This window comes from Streptomyces sp. NBC_00989 (assembly GCF_045162655.1).
Lineage (GTDB): Bacteria > Actinomycetota > Actinomycetes > Streptomycetales > Streptomycetaceae > Streptomyces.
The window spans coordinates 11,066,242-11,080,491 of sequence record NZ_CP108728.1; the positions used below are offsets into that span (position 1 = coordinate 11,066,242).

Sequence of the window (14,250 nt, forward strand, 5' to 3'; positions counted from 1 at the left end):
ACGGTCGAAAGCACAGAGACCGGACTGGGCAAGGAGCTGGCGACGTGCGACTGATCGTGGGGATGACCGGAGCGACCGGGGCCGTCCTCGGCGTCCGGCTGCTGGAGCAGCTCGCCGAGCTGCCCGGGGTGGAGACCCATCTCGTCCTCAGCCGCTGGGCCCGGACCACCCTGGAGCTGGAGACGGGACGCACCGCCCGCGAGCTCGCCGAGCTCGCCGACGTCGTGCACAGCCCCGAGGACCAGGGCGCCACCATCGCCTCCGGGTCGTTCCGTACCGACGGCATGGTGATCGTGCCCTGCTCCATGAAGACCCTGGCCGGCATCCGCACCGGCTACGCCGACGGGCTGATCGGACGGGCCGCCGACGTGATCCTCAAGGAGCGCCGCCCGCTGGTCCTGGTCCCGCGCGAGACACCCCTGAGCGAGATCCACCTGGAGAACATGCTCGACCTCGCGCGCAAGGGCGTCCGGATCGTGCCGCCGATGCCCGCCTTCTACAACCACCCCGCCACGGTCGACGACATCGTCACGCACATCACCACCCGCGTCCTCGACCAGCTCGACCTGCCCGCCCCCGCCGCCAAGCGCTGGGAAGGCATGCGAACCGCCCGCGACGCCCGCGTCCACCCCGCCGCCTGACACACCACCAGAGACATCCGAGGCGCCCAAACCCCTGCGCCACAAGCCCCTTCACGTACGGAGCCCCCATGCCCTACGACGACCTGCGCAGCTTCCTGGACACCCTGGACAAGGAGAACCAGCTGCTGCGGATCACCGAACAGGTCCTCCCCGAACCGGACTTGGCCGCCGCCGCCAACGCGGCCGGACGCATCGGCGAAGGCGCCCCCGCCCTCTACTTCGACAACGTCAAGGGCTTCACGGACGCCCGGATCGCGATGAACGTCCACGGCTCCTGGCGCAACCACGCCCTCGCCCTCGGACTGCCCCCGGACACCTCCGTGCGCGAGCAGGTCGAGGAGTTCGCCCGCCGCTGGGACGCCTTCCCGGTCGCACCCGAGCGCCGCGAGGACGCGCCCTGGCGGGAGAACACCCAACAGGGCGCCGACATCGACCTGTTCAAGGTCCTCCCGCTGTTCCGGCTCAACGACGGCGACGGCGGCTTCTACCTCGACAAGGCCGCCGTGGTCTCCCGCGATCCGCGCGACCCGGACCACTTCGGCAAGCAGAACGTCGGCACGTACCGCATCGAGGTCATCGGCCGCGACCGCCTCGCCTTCCAGCCGGTCCCCATGCACGACGTGGCCCAACACCTGCACGCCGCCGAGGAGTCGGGCGAGGACCTGCCCATCGCGATCACCCTCGGCAACGACCCCGTCATCACGGTCGTCGCCGGCATGCCGATGGGCTACGACCAGTCCGAGTACGAGATGGCCGGCGCCCTGCGCGGAGCCCCCGCCCCCATCGCCACCGCCCCGCTCACCGGCTTCGACGTCCCCTGGGGTTCCGAGGTCGTCATCGAAGGCGTCGTGGAGAGCCGCAAGCGCCAAATAGAGGGCCCCTTCGGCGAGTTCACCGGCCACTACTCCGGCGGACGACGGATGCCGACGATCCGCGTCGACCGCGTCTCCTACCGCACCGACCCCGTCTTCGAGTCCCTCTACCTGGGCATGCCGTGGACCGAGGTCGACTACCTGGTCGGCCCCAACACCTGCGTTCCCCTCCTCAAGCAACTCCGCGCAGAATTCCCCGAGGTACAGGCCGTCAACGCCATGTACACCCACGGCCTCGCGGTGATCGTCTCGACGAAGAAGCGCTACGGCGGTTTCGCCAAGGCGGTCGGCATGCGCGCGATGACCACACCGCACGGCCTCGGCTACGTCACGCAGGTCATCGTCGTGGACGAGGACGTCGACCCCTTCGACCTGCCCCAGGTGATGTGGGCGATGTCCGCGAAGGTGAACCCCCAGGACGACGTGATCATCGTCCCCAACCTGTCGGTCATGGCCCTGGCACCGGCCGCCAACACCCCCGGAATCACCAGCAAGATGATCATCGACGCCACGACCCCGGTCGCACCGGACAACAGGGGCCACTTCGACACCCCGGTACGGGACCTGCCCGAGACTCCCGAGTGGGCCGACCGGTTGCGCGCCCTCATCGCCGCCCGCTGAAGCCCGCCGAACGCCCAGCGAACCGACCTCAGGAGTCACCCGCCATGATCTGCCCCCGCTGCGCCCACGACACGGTCGACACCGTGACCACCTCGCCGGTCCCCGGCGTGTGGGACGTACTCCAGTGCGTCCGCTGCCTCTACATGTGGCGCACCACCGAACCCGACCGCCGCACCCGGCGCGAGGCGTACCCCGTCGAGTTCCGGATGACGCGGGCCGACATCGAGGCCGCCCCGGAGGTGCCCGTCGTACCGCCGCTGCGCGTCGGCTGAATCACCCACGCCCGGCTACGGCCGCAACGCGCCCAACAAGCCCTCGAGTACGGCCTCTTGACGCCGGGGCGTAGTGGTGTGGGGCAGCAGGACGGCATTGATCTGGAAGCCCATGAGGGCCGCGAGCAGTGTGTCGACGACTTCGTCGTCCGGGGTGCCCGTGACGATGTCGCCGTGCCGGCGGGCCTTTTGCAGGTAGTCGCGTATCTGGGTGCGCCAGGCCGCCATGGCGTTCTCGTGCACCTCGGCCATGCGCTCGTCGTGGACGGCGCGGTCCCAGAAGGCGATGACGACCCGGGCCTCCATGAGGCGCGCCTCGTCGAGCGGCATGATCTCCAGGCAGAGCAGGCGCAGGGCCGGGAGGCCGGTCGCGTCGCCGATGGACTCGCGGGCCCGGACGTTGGTGCTCTCGAAGGCGTGCTGGAACGCGGCGAGAAGGATCTCGTCCTTGTTGCGGAAGTAGCCGGCCAGCGCACCGTTGGCGTATCCGGCCTCGGCGGCGAGGTCGCGCATGGTGACGGCGTCGAGCCCGCGTCTCGCGATCAGGGCCCATACGGCTTCGATGATCTCGCGGCGGCGAGCGTCATGATCGACGATTTTGGGCATGCCCAGACCTTAATCCAGCCGCTCCGGCCGGTCAGGCCAGCATGGCGGCCATACCGAGTGCCATCAGCGCGCCGCCCGCGTCGCCGAGCGGATCGGCGCAGGGCGCACCGGGACGCAGCGCCCGGTGCAGGACGGCGCCCGCCCGCGCCAGCACCCACAACACCACCGCAAGCGCGAACAGTCCGTGACCGTCGGTGTGGTGGTGGTGCCCCTGCGGAAGCCGGGCCATCGCCACCGTGACCACGGCCATCACCGCGAGGTCGGCGGCGACCGGCCCGCGGGCGAACAGGCACATGCCCGTCGTCACGGCGGCGCACGCCAGCAGCAGGTACGGCCCCGGGCTCCCCACCACCATCAGCAGCGTCACGGCGAGGACGACGGCGTGCGGCCCCCAGCGCCGTACGGGCCCCGGTACATGCCCCGCGAGGCACAGACCGGAGCCCGCCAACGCGACGGCGGCCGGGAGGACGTCAGGCGTCACGACGGCGCCGGACGACGGCCGAGACCGCACCGGCGGCGAAGAACAGCACGACGATCCCCTCGAAGAGCCGCGCGAGGCCGGCCGAACCACCGATCAGCGTCGTGAAGTTGGCCAGCACCATGAACGTGATCCCGCACAGCCCCAGGGCGCCGAGCGCCGGCGCGAGCCGGGTGTGCCACAGCCGGGTGTCCGCGCCGGTCCTGGCGAAGAAGGCGATGATCGCGACCCCGACCAGGATCATCAGCACCAGCACACCGAGCGTGGCCAGACCGCTCATCCAGGTGAACAGCTCCAGCACCGGATCCGACCCGGCGAGCACGAACGCCCCCACCACCACCGCAGCCGACCCGCTCTGCACCAGCGAACCGGCGTGCGGCGAGCCGTGCCTGGCGTGACTGCGGCCCAGGACGGCCGGGGCGTCGCCCTGGCGGCCGAGGGAGAACAGATAGCGGGAGATCGCGTTGTGGAAGGCGAGCAGCGCCGCGAACAGGCTGGTCAGCAGCAGGACTTCCATCGTGTCGGAGGCGGCCGGACCGACGTACCGCCCGGCCACCGTGAAGACCAGCCCGCTCGTGTCCTTGGCCGCCGCACCCCGTACGTCGTCCGTGCCGACGGCCAGCACGACCGCCCAGCTGGACACCGCGTAGAAGCCGCCGATGGCGATGACGGCGAGGTAAGTCGCCCTGGGCACACTGCGCTTGGGGTCCCTGGCCTCCTCGCTGTAGAGGGCGGTCGCCTCGAAACCGACGAAGGACGCGACCGCGAACATCACCCCGATACCCGGCGATCCCGTGGTGAAGGCGCCAGGGGTGAAGGAGCCGAAGTCGATGCCGTGGGCGCCTCCTTGGGCGAGGATCGCCACCGTCATCACCGTGACGATGCCGACCTCCAGGATCAGCAGCACCGACAGGACCTTCGTGCCGACCTCGATGTTGCGGTAGCCCAGCACCGCGACCAGTCCCCACAGCACACCGGCCCACAGCCACCACGACAGGTCGGGGCCGCCGTACTTCACGACCAGCCCTTGCAGGGTGACGCCGGCGAGGCCGTAGATCCCGGCCTGGATCGTGCTGTACGTGAGCAGCGCCAGCCCGGCCGCTCCGGTGCCGGTGATCCGGCCAAGCCCGGCACTCACGTAGGAATAGAAGGCGCCGGTGTCGACGACATGGCGGCTCATCGCCGCGTAGCCGACGCTGAACAGCAGCAGGACGACGGCGACAAGCAGGTAAGCGGCCGGTACGCCGGGGCCGTTGCCGATGGCCAGCATCACCGGCAGGGCACCGCCGATGGCGGTGAGCGGCGCCGCTGCCGCGACGACCATGAAGACGATCCCGCCGACTCCGATCGAGCCACGGAGTTTTGACGGTGCGTCAACTGTGCTGGTTCTGATGGTCTGTTCAGACATGGCAGCCCCCTGTGCCCGTCTCGCAGGTGGAGTGAGCGGAGGTGCTCGCAGGTATGTCGAGGGTGGGGTTGCGGTCGAAGAAGCCGACCGGCTTGAGCGTGAAACCCGTGGTGTCGACCGGCATGATCGGCCAGTCCTCGGGACGCGGTGCGTGGGTGAGGCCGAAGGTGTGCCAGACGACGAGGTCCTGCCCGTCGAGGTCCCGGTCGGCGGCGGCGTACGCGGGCAGTCCGGCCCCGCCGGGATGCTGGTTGACGAAGTCGCCCGCCGGATAGCGCTCGGCCGGGTCGTAGGCGGTGACCCAGAGGTGCTTGGTGGCGAAGGCCGCGCGGGCCGCCACTGACGATCCGGGATCGGCGAGCAGGGCCGGCTTTCCCTCCGGGTGCAGTGCGTAGGCGACCGGCCGGCCGAGCCGGTTCAGCGACCCGGGGTTGGAGATGTGCCACACGCGGTCCACGCCCGCGTCGGCCATCCGCTGTGCCTCGCTCTCCCGGGTCAGAGGGGTGCGCTTGAGGGCGAAGGCGTTGCCGCGCGTGTTGCCGGGGCCCATCGGCACCCGGACCGTCTCGACCTCCTCGACGCGGTTGACGGGGCCGTCCACGGCCATGTCCAGCCGTGCGCTGAACAGGTGTTGGTGGTAGGGCGCGCCGAGACCGGGGGCGATCTCGGTGGCGTACGGGTGGTCGCCGCCGGGGTGGGCGGAGGTGAAGACGACACCGGTGGCCTTGGCCTCGAACTCGATCGTGCCGTCGAGGTACAGGTACCAGTAGAAGCCGTAGTCGTAGTTGCCGACGGTGGTGAAGAAGGAGAGCACCATGCGCCGCTGCCGCCGGGTCTCGGCCGAGCCGGCCCAGAGGTCGGTGTGCTTCCAGAGGATGCCGTAGTCCTCCTCGTGCAGGCAGACGGCGTTGGTGAGGGTCTGGGGTGCGCCGGTCTCGTCGGCGACGACGGCATCCAGGTAGGTGATGTCGCCGAGACAGTCGCAGCCGAGCTGGAGCGCGTTGGCGCAGCGGCCGATGAGGTACTCGCCGGTGTCGAAGTAGTTCTGCCAGGACCGGACGGGGGAGGGGTCGGCGTACGGGACGACCATCTCGGCGATCGACGCGCGATGGATCACCGGGCGCCCGGCGAAGGCGAGTTGATGGAGTATCAGCCCCTCACGGGCGTCGAAGCCGATGCGCAGGGACCAGTTCTCCCACGTCAGGGCGTTGCCTTCGAGGGCGAAACTGGGACCCTGCGGCTGGGTGATCTCGATGGGCTTCAGGGTGGTGCGCGGCGGGCCGGTGACGGCCGGGTCGTCGAAGTTCCCCGACTCCGCCGGCACCGGTACCGGGCCGAGGTCGATGACCTGGTCCACGGTCCGGTTGAGGACGTCCACGTAGGCGACGAGGCCGTCGACGGGGTGCGCCCACGCGTGGTCCTTCGGGTGTTCCTGTAGGAAGGCCAGCCCGCGCAGGATGCGGCGGCCCCGTTCCTGCGGGTACTCCTCGTCGTACACGCCCGCGGACAGCGGGGCGACGCGCACCGAGTCGACGTCCAGGCCGCGGGCGGTGAGGGCGTCGAGCCAGCGCCCGTCCTTGGCGAGGATCTCCTCGACGAGCGCGAACTCCTCGTCCAGGACCGGGAGTTGCCCTTCCGTCGCGGCGTCGATCAGCCGGTGCGAGTCGACCCGCGTGTCGGTCAGTGAGACCGTCGCGTCGCAGGACGGGCCGCCGGAGATGTCGAGCAGCAGGACGCGCAGTCGGCGATCACCGCGCGCGGGCGTGTTCTTGGGCGGGTCCAGGAGTCCGAGATAGGCGAAGCGGGTGGTCTCCGTGACCAGTCCGGCCGCCGCGAGGATCTCGCGGGCGACGGTGATCTCTTCCGGGGCGAGCGGGTCGAGGGGATGACGAGCGGCAGCCATGCGGGCCTCCGGGGATCTTTTTCTCTACGTCTGTAGAGCAAAAAATCGCGCGGCCACGTTTCGCTCGGCAGTACGCCCGCGTTGCTTTGCTGTTAAGCCCGTCGGAGCCGGCGCGCCGGGTCAGATCGCCAGGATCGCCCGCACCCGCTTGCCGCCCCCGGTGAGCGGGGTGACGTCGAGGCGGTGGGCCAGGCAGCGGACCATGGCCAAGCCGCGTCCGCTCTCGCCCTCGGCCGTCATCTGCCGTACGCGGGGCGGGGCCGGGTTGTCGTCGTAGACCTCGACCGTGACCCGCTCGTCGGACAGTTGGAGGCGCAGCCGGCACTCGCCGCGTCCGTGCTCGGTCGCGTTGGCGACGAGTTCGGACACGATGAGCGTCGCGTCGTCGATCTGCTCCGCGTCCACCCGCGCCAGCTGATGGCGGGAACGCGCGAGGAACTCCGACGTCAACTTCCGTGCCTGACCCGCCGACGCGGCCTCGTCGGGCAGCAGGTACTCCACGCGTACGGAACGCCTATGGGTACGCCGATGCGCACGCATGGCGAATCACTTCCCCTCCTAGGACAACCCGGTATCCCCGCGGCGCCACCGCACCGGGGCCGCCGCAGATCTTGCGCGGCCGGTCCTACACAGTTCACTTGCCCGGAGTCCGTGATCGGCAACCAGGCGGCGCCACTTGGTTGTCGTCGATCAGGAAATGTCCGCTCTCGGACTCAATTGGGTAAAGCGCCGGGCGCGCCCAGGGGATTGCCTGGCAGCCTTGCGATGTCCAAAGGTGGGGGAGGGGCCCCTGCGGAAGGCGGCTCCCGAAAGCCGCGACGCCCTTGGAGTCGACCATGGCCGCAGCGAAGCCGCAGCGCAGTCTCTCCGTGCTGACCTGGCTCCCTGCCGCGGTGATGGCGGTGGTCGCGGTCGGGGACATTCTCACCGGCCCCGGACTCGGCTTCCTGCCCCTGGCCTCCCTCGGACCCGCCTTCGCCGGACTCGTCGGCAGCTGGCGCCGCACCGCGTGGTTCGGCGCCGCCGCGCTCGCCCTGTGCGTCGGACTCGGCCTCTACGACGGCCTGTTCCAGGAACGCCGGGGCTTCCTCGCGATGGTGTCGGTGGTCGGCGTGACCGGCGCGGGCATCGCCGCCGCCGTGATGCGCGGCCGTCGTGAGGCCGAACTCGCCAGCGTGCGCTCCATCGCCGAGGTCGCGCAACGAGTACTTCTACGTCCCGTGCCGCTGACCGCGGGCCCCCTCCAGGCGGCGGTGTCGTACACCTCGGCTGTCGCGGAGGCCCGTATCGGCGGTGACCTCTACGAGGTGGTCGCCTCCCCGCACGGCGTGCGGGTCATCGTCGGCGACGTACAGGGCAAGGGACTCGCCGCGGTCGAGACGGCGGCCGTGGTGCTCGGCGCGTTCCGCGAGGCCGCGCACGACGAACCCGACCTGGTGGGACTCGGCGAACGCCTGGAACGCAGCGTCTCCCGCGTGCTGTCCGACGAGAAGTTCGTCACCGCCGTCCTCGCCGAGATCGGCACGGACCACGAGGTGCTCTTCCTCAACTACGGCCACCCGCCCCCGATGGTCGTCCGCCGCAACGGCACCGCCGACTTCCCCGCGCCGCCCGCCTACGCCCCGCCGCTCGGCCTGGGCGGCGCCCAGGGCAGCGAGAGCCCGAAGCCGTTCTCCGTGTGCTTCGCACCGGGCGAGCAACTGCTGCTGTACACCGACGGCGTCACCGAGGCCCGCGACGACCGCGGCACCTTCTATCCGCTGGGCGACCGGGCGCACCTGTTGAAGGAGCCCGACGCGCAGAGCGCCCTGGACTCCCTGCGCGAGGACCTGGTCCGGCACACGGCCGGACCGCTTCACGACGACGCGGCGATGCTCCTGCTGCGCTATCACGGCCACGCGACCACGACGGGGGACGAGCCGCCCGACCGGTGAGCACGGAAGGTTCGAGGCAGCCGTGGTGGTCGACCCACTTGCTTGCTTCGTCAATCAAGTAAACTGGTGGCATGACCACGCCCGAGCAGCCACTGCGCCCCATGAGTCCGCACGAGGAGGAGCTGGTGCGCGAACTCGCGCGGGTGATGCTCGTGCTGCCCCGGGCCGTCGACGCCGACATGACGCGCGAGCAGCGCCTGCCGCTGTCCGAGTACACGACCCTCATGCACCTCTCCGAGGCCACGGACCGGCGGATGCGCATGAGCGAGCTGGCGTCCGTCTGCAATCTCTCGCTGAGCGGCATGACCCGCGTCGTCACCCGCCTGGAGACCCAGGGACTGGTCGGACGGGAGCGGTGCGCCGAGGACGCCCGCGGCTGGAACGCCGTCCTCACCGACCAGGGCCTCGCCCGCCTCCAGGAGGCATGGCCCGCCCACCTGTCCAGCGTCCGGCGCCATGTCCTCGACCACGTCGACGCCGCCGACCTGACCCGGCTCCTCGGCGTGATGCGCCGTATCGCCACCTGACACACCGAGCAGAGCCAAGGAGCATGAGATGACCACCCCGACCACCCCCTTCGACATCACGCTCGGCCTGGACACGTTCGGTGACGTCACCAACGACGCTGAGGGCACGCCCCTGACCCACGGCCAGGCCATCCGCCGCCTCGTCGAGGAAGGCGTCCTCGCCGACCAGGCCGGCGTCGACCACTTCGGCATCGGCGAACACCACACCGAGTCGATGCCCCTGTCGGCCGCCGACGTCGTCCTCGCGGCCATCGCCGCGCGCACCGAGCACATCCGCCTCAACTCGGCCGTCACCGTGATCAGTTCGGACGACCCGGTCCGCGTCTTCCAGCGCTACGCCACCCTCGACGCCGTCTCCGCGGGCCGCGCCGAAGTCATCCTCGGCAGAGGGTCGAGCACCGAGTCCTTCCCGCTCTTCGGCTACGAACTGAACGACTACGAGGAGTTGTTCGAGGAGAAGGTCGCCCTCTTCGCCGAACTGCTCAAGGAGAAGCCCGTCACCTGGTCCGGCACCACCCGTGCCGCCCTCGACGGTGTCTCCGTCTACCCGCACAGCGAGACGGGCTCGATCCCCACCTGGATCGGGGTCGGCGGCAGCCCCCAGTCGGTCGTCCGCACCGCCCAGTACGGGTTCTCCCTGATGCTGGCGATCATCGGCGGGGACGTGGCCCGCTTCGCCCCGTTCTCCGAGCTGTTCCGGCGGGCACTGGCGGAGTTCGGCCACCCCGCGCGCCCCATCGGCGTGCACGCGCCCGGTCATGTCGCCGCCACCGACGAACAGGCGGTGGAGGAGTTCGTGCCGGCCTTCCAGCAGCTGATCGCGAGCGTGGCGCGGGAACGCGGCTTCCGCACCCCGACCCGCGAGAGCCTCATGCGGGACGTCGGCCCCGGTGGCGCCCTGCACGTCGGTTCACCGGAGACCGTGGCCCGCAAGATCGCGAGCACCCTCAAGACCCTCGACGCGACCCGCTTCAACCTGAAGTACGGGATCACCGGAATGCCCCACGACACCCTCATGACCAACATCGAGCTCTACGGCACGAAGGTGGCGCCGCTGGTGCGCGAGATGATGCAGGACTGACGCGACGCCGCCCTGGGGGAGGCGGCGACACGCAGTCCGCCGAGCCGCTAGTGGTGGTAGCCGAAGTCGCGCGTGAACGACTTGAAGGTGTGGCTGAAGTACCAGGTGTCCTGGGCGATCCCGGAGCAGTTGTTGGCGCCCCCGGTGCCCACGCAGTTCCCGTTGTCGCGCTGAAGTGCCCAGAACGAGAGCGTGTTGATGCCCCGGGCGACGGCCCACTTCTTCACCGTGACCGCGTTCTGCGTGGTGAAGGTCTCCGCCGGGCCGAAGTCGTCGATGCCGGGCATCTCGGTGACGCCGATCGTCTTCCACAGCTTCGCCGGGTTCTTCTTCGGGTAGAGCGCGGCGAGTTGGGAGTGCAGGCCGGTCGCCGCGGTCTTGGTGTCCTCCGCCATGTCGTGGGTGGCGCCGTCGTAGTAGTCGAACGTCATGATGTTGACGACGTCGACGCGCGCGCCGTTGTCGACGGCATTCTGCAGCAGGGCGACGCCGTTGGGCGCGAGGCCGGTGGTGGTGGTCGGCAGCGTGTAGGAGAACTCCACGCTGCGGCCGGTGCGTTGGGCCCAGCGCTGCACCTTCGCGATCGCCTTGTTGCGGCGGTCGATGCCGGCCGTGTTGTTGATGGAGTCGGCCTCGATGTCGAGGTCGATCCGGCTCACGCCGTAGGTCGTGACCAGGCTCTCGTAGACCTTCGCGATGGCGTCGACATCGGTGCAGCTGTCGGCGAGTTCGGTGTTGGTGGTGTCGGCGCTGTAGCCGCCGAAGGACGGGATGACGTTGCCGCCGCGCGCCTGGATCGTGGCGATGTCCTTGCCGAAGGTGGACTTCGAGATCGGCTGGGCGGGCAGTCCGTTCCAGTACGCCGTGCACGAACCGGGCGCCTCGGTCTGCAGGAAGGCCATCGTGAGGTACTTGTTGCCGGACGCGGCGGCGAGCGCCGCCGGGCTCTCACCGGTCCACGCCTCGAAGTACGGCGCCGCCACATGGTCTGGCATGGGCTGCACGCGATGCGTCGCACTCGCGTCACCTCCGCCGAGAGCAACAAGCCCCGTGGACAAGGCGGTTACGGCCGCGCAGGACAGCGACGCGCGAAGAGGCCCAGGTCGTTTCATTGACGCTCCCATGCTGAAAGGAGGGAAGTCGCCCCTGACCGGGACGAACAGCGACCATATTTGGACTAGACCAATCGTCTGTCAAGGTTCTTTACAGTGAACTGGCCGTGCCGGTTCGGGAATTCGGTGAGGGGCGTCCGGGCTCCTCGGCACTGACCGGTGCCGGAACGGATCGGACGGCCGCCGGTTCCTGGGCTGCGGCAGCCGTGACGACGGCTGCCAGGTCGGCCCCCGCGTGGAGCAGCCCCACGGTCCGCAGCGCGATCCGGTCAAGACGTTCACGCAGGACGCGCTGGGCCTCCTCCGCGCCGTCGAGTTGCCGCAGGGACGCCACGATCTCGCGGACCGCGGGAACGCCGTAGCCGGCGCTGCGGAGGGCCGTGACGATGCGGGCCGTCCTGATGGCGGGGAGGTCGTAGCGGCGGGCCCGGAGGGAGGTCACCCGCTCGGGGGTGACGAGTCCCTCCTGTTCCCAGAACCGCAGGGTCGACGGGCGTACGCCGAGTGCTCTGGAGAGTTCGGTGATCGTCATCGCGTCGCTGTCCCGCTCGGAGTCCTGCTCCCACTCCGGTGTGTCCGCCTCGGCCCGGATCGCGTGCAACGCCTGTTGGGCGCGCAGGGCCTCCTCGCGTTCGCGCGCGAGCCGCACATGGACCTCGTTGATCGCCGACGCGGCCTCAGTGATCGTCGCCGTGCGCAGTTCGGCGAGCAACTGCCGTGCCACGACTGGTCCTACAGCACCTGCGAGGCCTCGATAAGCGCGGAGAGCGTTGACGTGCGGCGGTGCGTAGGAACGGTAGCCGTTGCTCGACCGGGTCGCCGGAGGGATGACACCCAGCCGCTCCAGGTCGCGCACCTGCTGCACCGAGTACCCCGACTCCCGCGCGACATCGGCCGTCCTGAGCGGCGCCTGCTGCGGACCGCCCACCGGCTCATTCATCGGCTCACCCATCGGCCAACCCCACATAAGCACTTGAAGGTCATGCTCGAACCATGAGTATGGAACAGATCATCGCGACCGTACGAGACTTCACCGGCGCGCTCGTCGTCGTACCGGAACCGGGCGGCGACTTTCCCGAACTCGCCTGGGGCGACGCCTTCTTCTACTACGCCCCCGATGGCCAACTGCCGCGCACCGTCCAGCCGTACGGGACCGTCGTCACCAAGAACTACCCCGACGACACCGCGTCCGACCTTGACCCGCCGGGGCGTTGGCGCGTGAACGTCCACGTCGGTCGTGCGGCGTTCCGCGAACTCACGGGGGAGCGGCAGCCGCACGGTCTCGACCGGTCCCACGACTTCGCGGCCACCGACACCGTGCTGCCGCACCCGGTGTACGGAGCGCTCGGCTGGATCTGCGTCGTCAACCCCGGTGAGAGGACAGGGGAGTTGGTGACGGAGTTGCTGCGCGGTGCCCATGACGACGCCCGAGCCAGGTTCGCGCGGCGCGAAGAACACGGCAGGCCGGACGGGAACGGTTGAGCTCCGTGCCCCTACGGGCAGTTGGAGTGGGTCTTCGGCGGAGATCACTGCCCCGGAGGACCTGGCGGGGGCATCCGGCCTGCGGTTAGACAGCGATGATCGCGATTCCAGGCCAGGAAGTGAGCACGTGCACGCCCGAGACGAAGTCCGCCCGAAGGAAGGCGCAGCCCGGCGCGCCTCGGTGAGCAGCCCCGCAGTCAATACCGTCCAGCCTCCGCACGAGTTGCTGTCGCTCCAGGGCAGGGCGGGCAATGCCGGAGTCGTGCGGATGCTCGGCGAGGGGGGTCACTCCTGGGCCGGGCAGGGGGTCGAGCCCGCTCCGGCCGTGCAGAGGGCGGTGGTTCAGCGGAGCAAGTTGTCGCACGGGAACATCTCGTTCACCAACGTGTCGCTCAAGTACCCGGAATCGCAGGGGAAGGCCACGCGGATTCTGGAGCTCCTGGCCTCCAACAGCAAGGTCACGTCCTTTCTCGCCGACCGGAGTTGTCGGATCACGCTGGAGAAGCGGACGACGGAGACGCCGGCGGACGTGGTCGACAAGGGGGCCGAGGGCGTCTTCGTCACGCTGGCCTCCTACTACCTCGAGAACTACGACATCGGCTACATCGTGGGCATGCTGTGCCATGAGTTCGGCATACATCCGATGGCGCAGGCCGCCCCGAACATGAACGAGGAAGAGGAGACCTTCCGGGGCATGCCGTACCCGGTGCCGGGTCTCGAGGGGAAGGACGTTCCCGACGGATTCGCGTCGATGAACTCCGACACCGCCAAGCAGGCCGATCACGTGCTCGGCGTCATCCCGGGAAGCCCGCGGTACACCGTCTACCGTGACGTCACCCTGGAGATGGCGGACCTGCTGCTGCGGGACGTGCACAACAAGCGGGACGGCGCCCGGGAGCAGGACGTCACCGACCTGATCGACTGCTTCCTCATGGACGTGGCGTCGATCGCCGCGACGAACGACAACCGTATGCGCGGCATGCCGATCCTGGGCAACGGCGAGGGTGAGTCGATCCGCAAGGACATCGCGGCGGTCTACAACGCCTACAAGGCCCGCCTCTCCCAGGACCTGCCGCTGGACCGTCAGCCGATCAAGCCCCTGTTCCCGCCGGAGAAGACCCCGGAAGCCGTCAAGGCCGACTTCAACACACTCCTCAAGCGCATCGCCACGGGGAAGCTCTGGGCCTGGAGCATCGACAACAGCGAGTGAGAACGCTGTCGACCGGCGCGCGGCGGCGTCGCTCGACCAAGCGAAGCCCGCGAGTTGCCCGTACGGGATTTTCGCGGCTCGGGGTGTCCGGAGTATCGGACAT

The 14,250-nt window shown here is 69.7% G+C and carries 15 protein-coding genes; 8 read left to right on the top strand and 7 right to left on the bottom strand.

Annotation, left to right across the window (positions count from 1 at the left end):
* Positions 1-44 precede the first annotated feature (44 nt).
* The 3 genes from OG714_RS49920 (at position 45) to OG714_RS49930 (ending at position 2,406) form a co-directional block, all read left to right on the top strand.
* Positions 45-641 carry a non-oxidative hydroxyarylic acid decarboxylases subunit B gene (locus OG714_RS49920; RefSeq protein ID WP_406131135.1) on the top strand — a complete coding sequence of 199 codons (597 nt, stop codon included), beginning with the start codon at positions 45-47 and terminating at the stop codon, positions 639-641.
* Between the two features lie 68 nt (positions 642-709).
* Complete coding sequence (locus OG714_RS49925) at positions 710-2,134, top strand: non-oxidative hydroxyarylic acid decarboxylases subunit C (protein WP_406131136.1); 1,425 nt, start codon at positions 710-712, stop codon at positions 2,132-2,134.
* Positions 2,135-2,178: 44 nt separating this feature from the next.
* On the top strand, positions 2,179-2,406 hold the full coding sequence (locus tag OG714_RS49930) for a non-oxidative hydroxyarylic acid decarboxylases subunit D (RefSeq protein WP_406131137.1): 228 nt from the start codon (positions 2,179-2,181) through the stop codon (positions 2,404-2,406).
* Between the two features lie 15 nt (positions 2,407-2,421).
* On the opposite strand, the gene OG714_RS49935 is transcribed toward OG714_RS49930, so the two are convergent.
* The 5 genes from OG714_RS49935 to OG714_RS49955 form a co-directional block, all read right to left on the bottom strand.
* Positions 2,422-3,012, bottom strand: coding sequence for a TetR/AcrR family transcriptional regulator (locus OG714_RS49935; protein ID WP_406131138.1), 591 nt, complete (start codon positions 3,010-3,012; stop codon positions 2,422-2,424).
* 31 nt (positions 3,013-3,043) lie between these two features.
* Positions 3,044-3,493, bottom strand: a complete 450-nt coding sequence (locus OG714_RS49940; RefSeq protein WP_406131139.1) for a hypothetical protein — start codon at positions 3,491-3,493, stop codon at positions 3,044-3,046.
* The gene (locus tag OG714_RS49945) at positions 3,483-4,898 is read right to left on the bottom strand and encodes an APC family permease (RefSeq protein ID WP_406131140.1); all 1,416 of its coding nucleotides are present in this window, start codon (positions 4,896-4,898) and stop codon (positions 3,483-3,485) included. The genes OG714_RS49940 and OG714_RS49945 overlap by 11 nt, the downstream gene beginning before the upstream one ends.
* Entirely contained in the window at positions 4,891-6,801 is a 1,911-nt protein-coding gene (locus OG714_RS49950) for a primary-amine oxidase (RefSeq protein ID WP_406131141.1), read from the bottom strand. The genes OG714_RS49945 and OG714_RS49950 overlap by 8 nt, the downstream gene beginning before the upstream one ends.
* 120 nt (positions 6,802-6,921) lie before the next feature.
* The gene (locus OG714_RS49955) at positions 6,922-7,341 is read right to left on the bottom strand and encodes an ATP-binding protein (protein WP_406131142.1); all 420 of its coding nucleotides are present in this window, start codon (positions 7,339-7,341) and stop codon (positions 6,922-6,924) included.
* 296 nt (positions 7,342-7,637) lie between these two features.
* Here OG714_RS49955 and OG714_RS49960 point away from each other — a divergent pair, with 296 nt between their 5' ends.
* From OG714_RS49960 to OG714_RS49970, 3 genes are all read left to right on the top strand, one after another.
* Positions 7,638-8,735, top strand: coding sequence for a PP2C family protein-serine/threonine phosphatase (locus OG714_RS49960; RefSeq protein ID WP_406131143.1), 1,098 nt, complete (start codon positions 7,638-7,640; stop codon positions 8,733-8,735).
* A gap of 71 nt (positions 8,736-8,806) precedes the next feature.
* Positions 8,807-9,262, top strand: coding sequence for a MarR family winged helix-turn-helix transcriptional regulator (locus tag OG714_RS49965; protein ID WP_406131144.1), 456 nt, complete (start codon positions 8,807-8,809; stop codon positions 9,260-9,262).
* A 28-nt stretch (positions 9,263-9,290) separates the two neighbouring features.
* A complete protein-coding gene (locus OG714_RS49970) occupies positions 9,291-10,343 on the top strand; it encodes an Atu2307/SP_0267 family LLM class monooxygenase (RefSeq protein WP_406131145.1) in 1,053 nt (350 codons plus the stop codon).
* A gap of 47 nt (positions 10,344-10,390) precedes the next feature.
* Here the strand turns inward: OG714_RS49970 and OG714_RS49975 are convergent, their stop codons facing one another.
* Both OG714_RS49975 and OG714_RS49980 read right to left on the bottom strand, forming a co-directional pair.
* Positions 10,391-11,338, bottom strand: a complete 948-nt coding sequence (locus OG714_RS49975) for a chitinase (RefSeq protein WP_406131146.1) — start codon at positions 11,336-11,338, stop codon at positions 10,391-10,393.
* Positions 11,339-11,546: 208 nt separating this feature from the next.
* A complete protein-coding gene (locus OG714_RS49980) occupies positions 11,547-12,395 on the bottom strand; it encodes a MerR family transcriptional regulator (protein WP_406131147.1) in 849 nt (282 codons plus the stop codon).
* 59 nt (positions 12,396-12,454) lie between these two features.
* On the opposite strand from OG714_RS49980, the gene OG714_RS49985 reads away from it, so the two are divergent.
* Both OG714_RS49985 and OG714_RS49990 read left to right on the top strand, forming a co-directional pair.
* Positions 12,455-12,937 carry a DUF6194 family protein gene (locus tag OG714_RS49985; RefSeq protein WP_406132209.1) on the top strand — a complete coding sequence of 161 codons (483 nt, stop codon included), beginning with the start codon at positions 12,455-12,457 and terminating at the stop codon, positions 12,935-12,937.
* Positions 12,938-13,118: 181 nt separating this feature from the next.
* Positions 13,119-14,147, top strand: a complete 1,029-nt coding sequence (locus OG714_RS49990) for a hypothetical protein (RefSeq protein ID WP_406131148.1) — start codon at positions 13,119-13,121, stop codon at positions 14,145-14,147.
* The last annotated feature ends 103 nt before the right edge of the window (positions 14,148-14,250 follow it).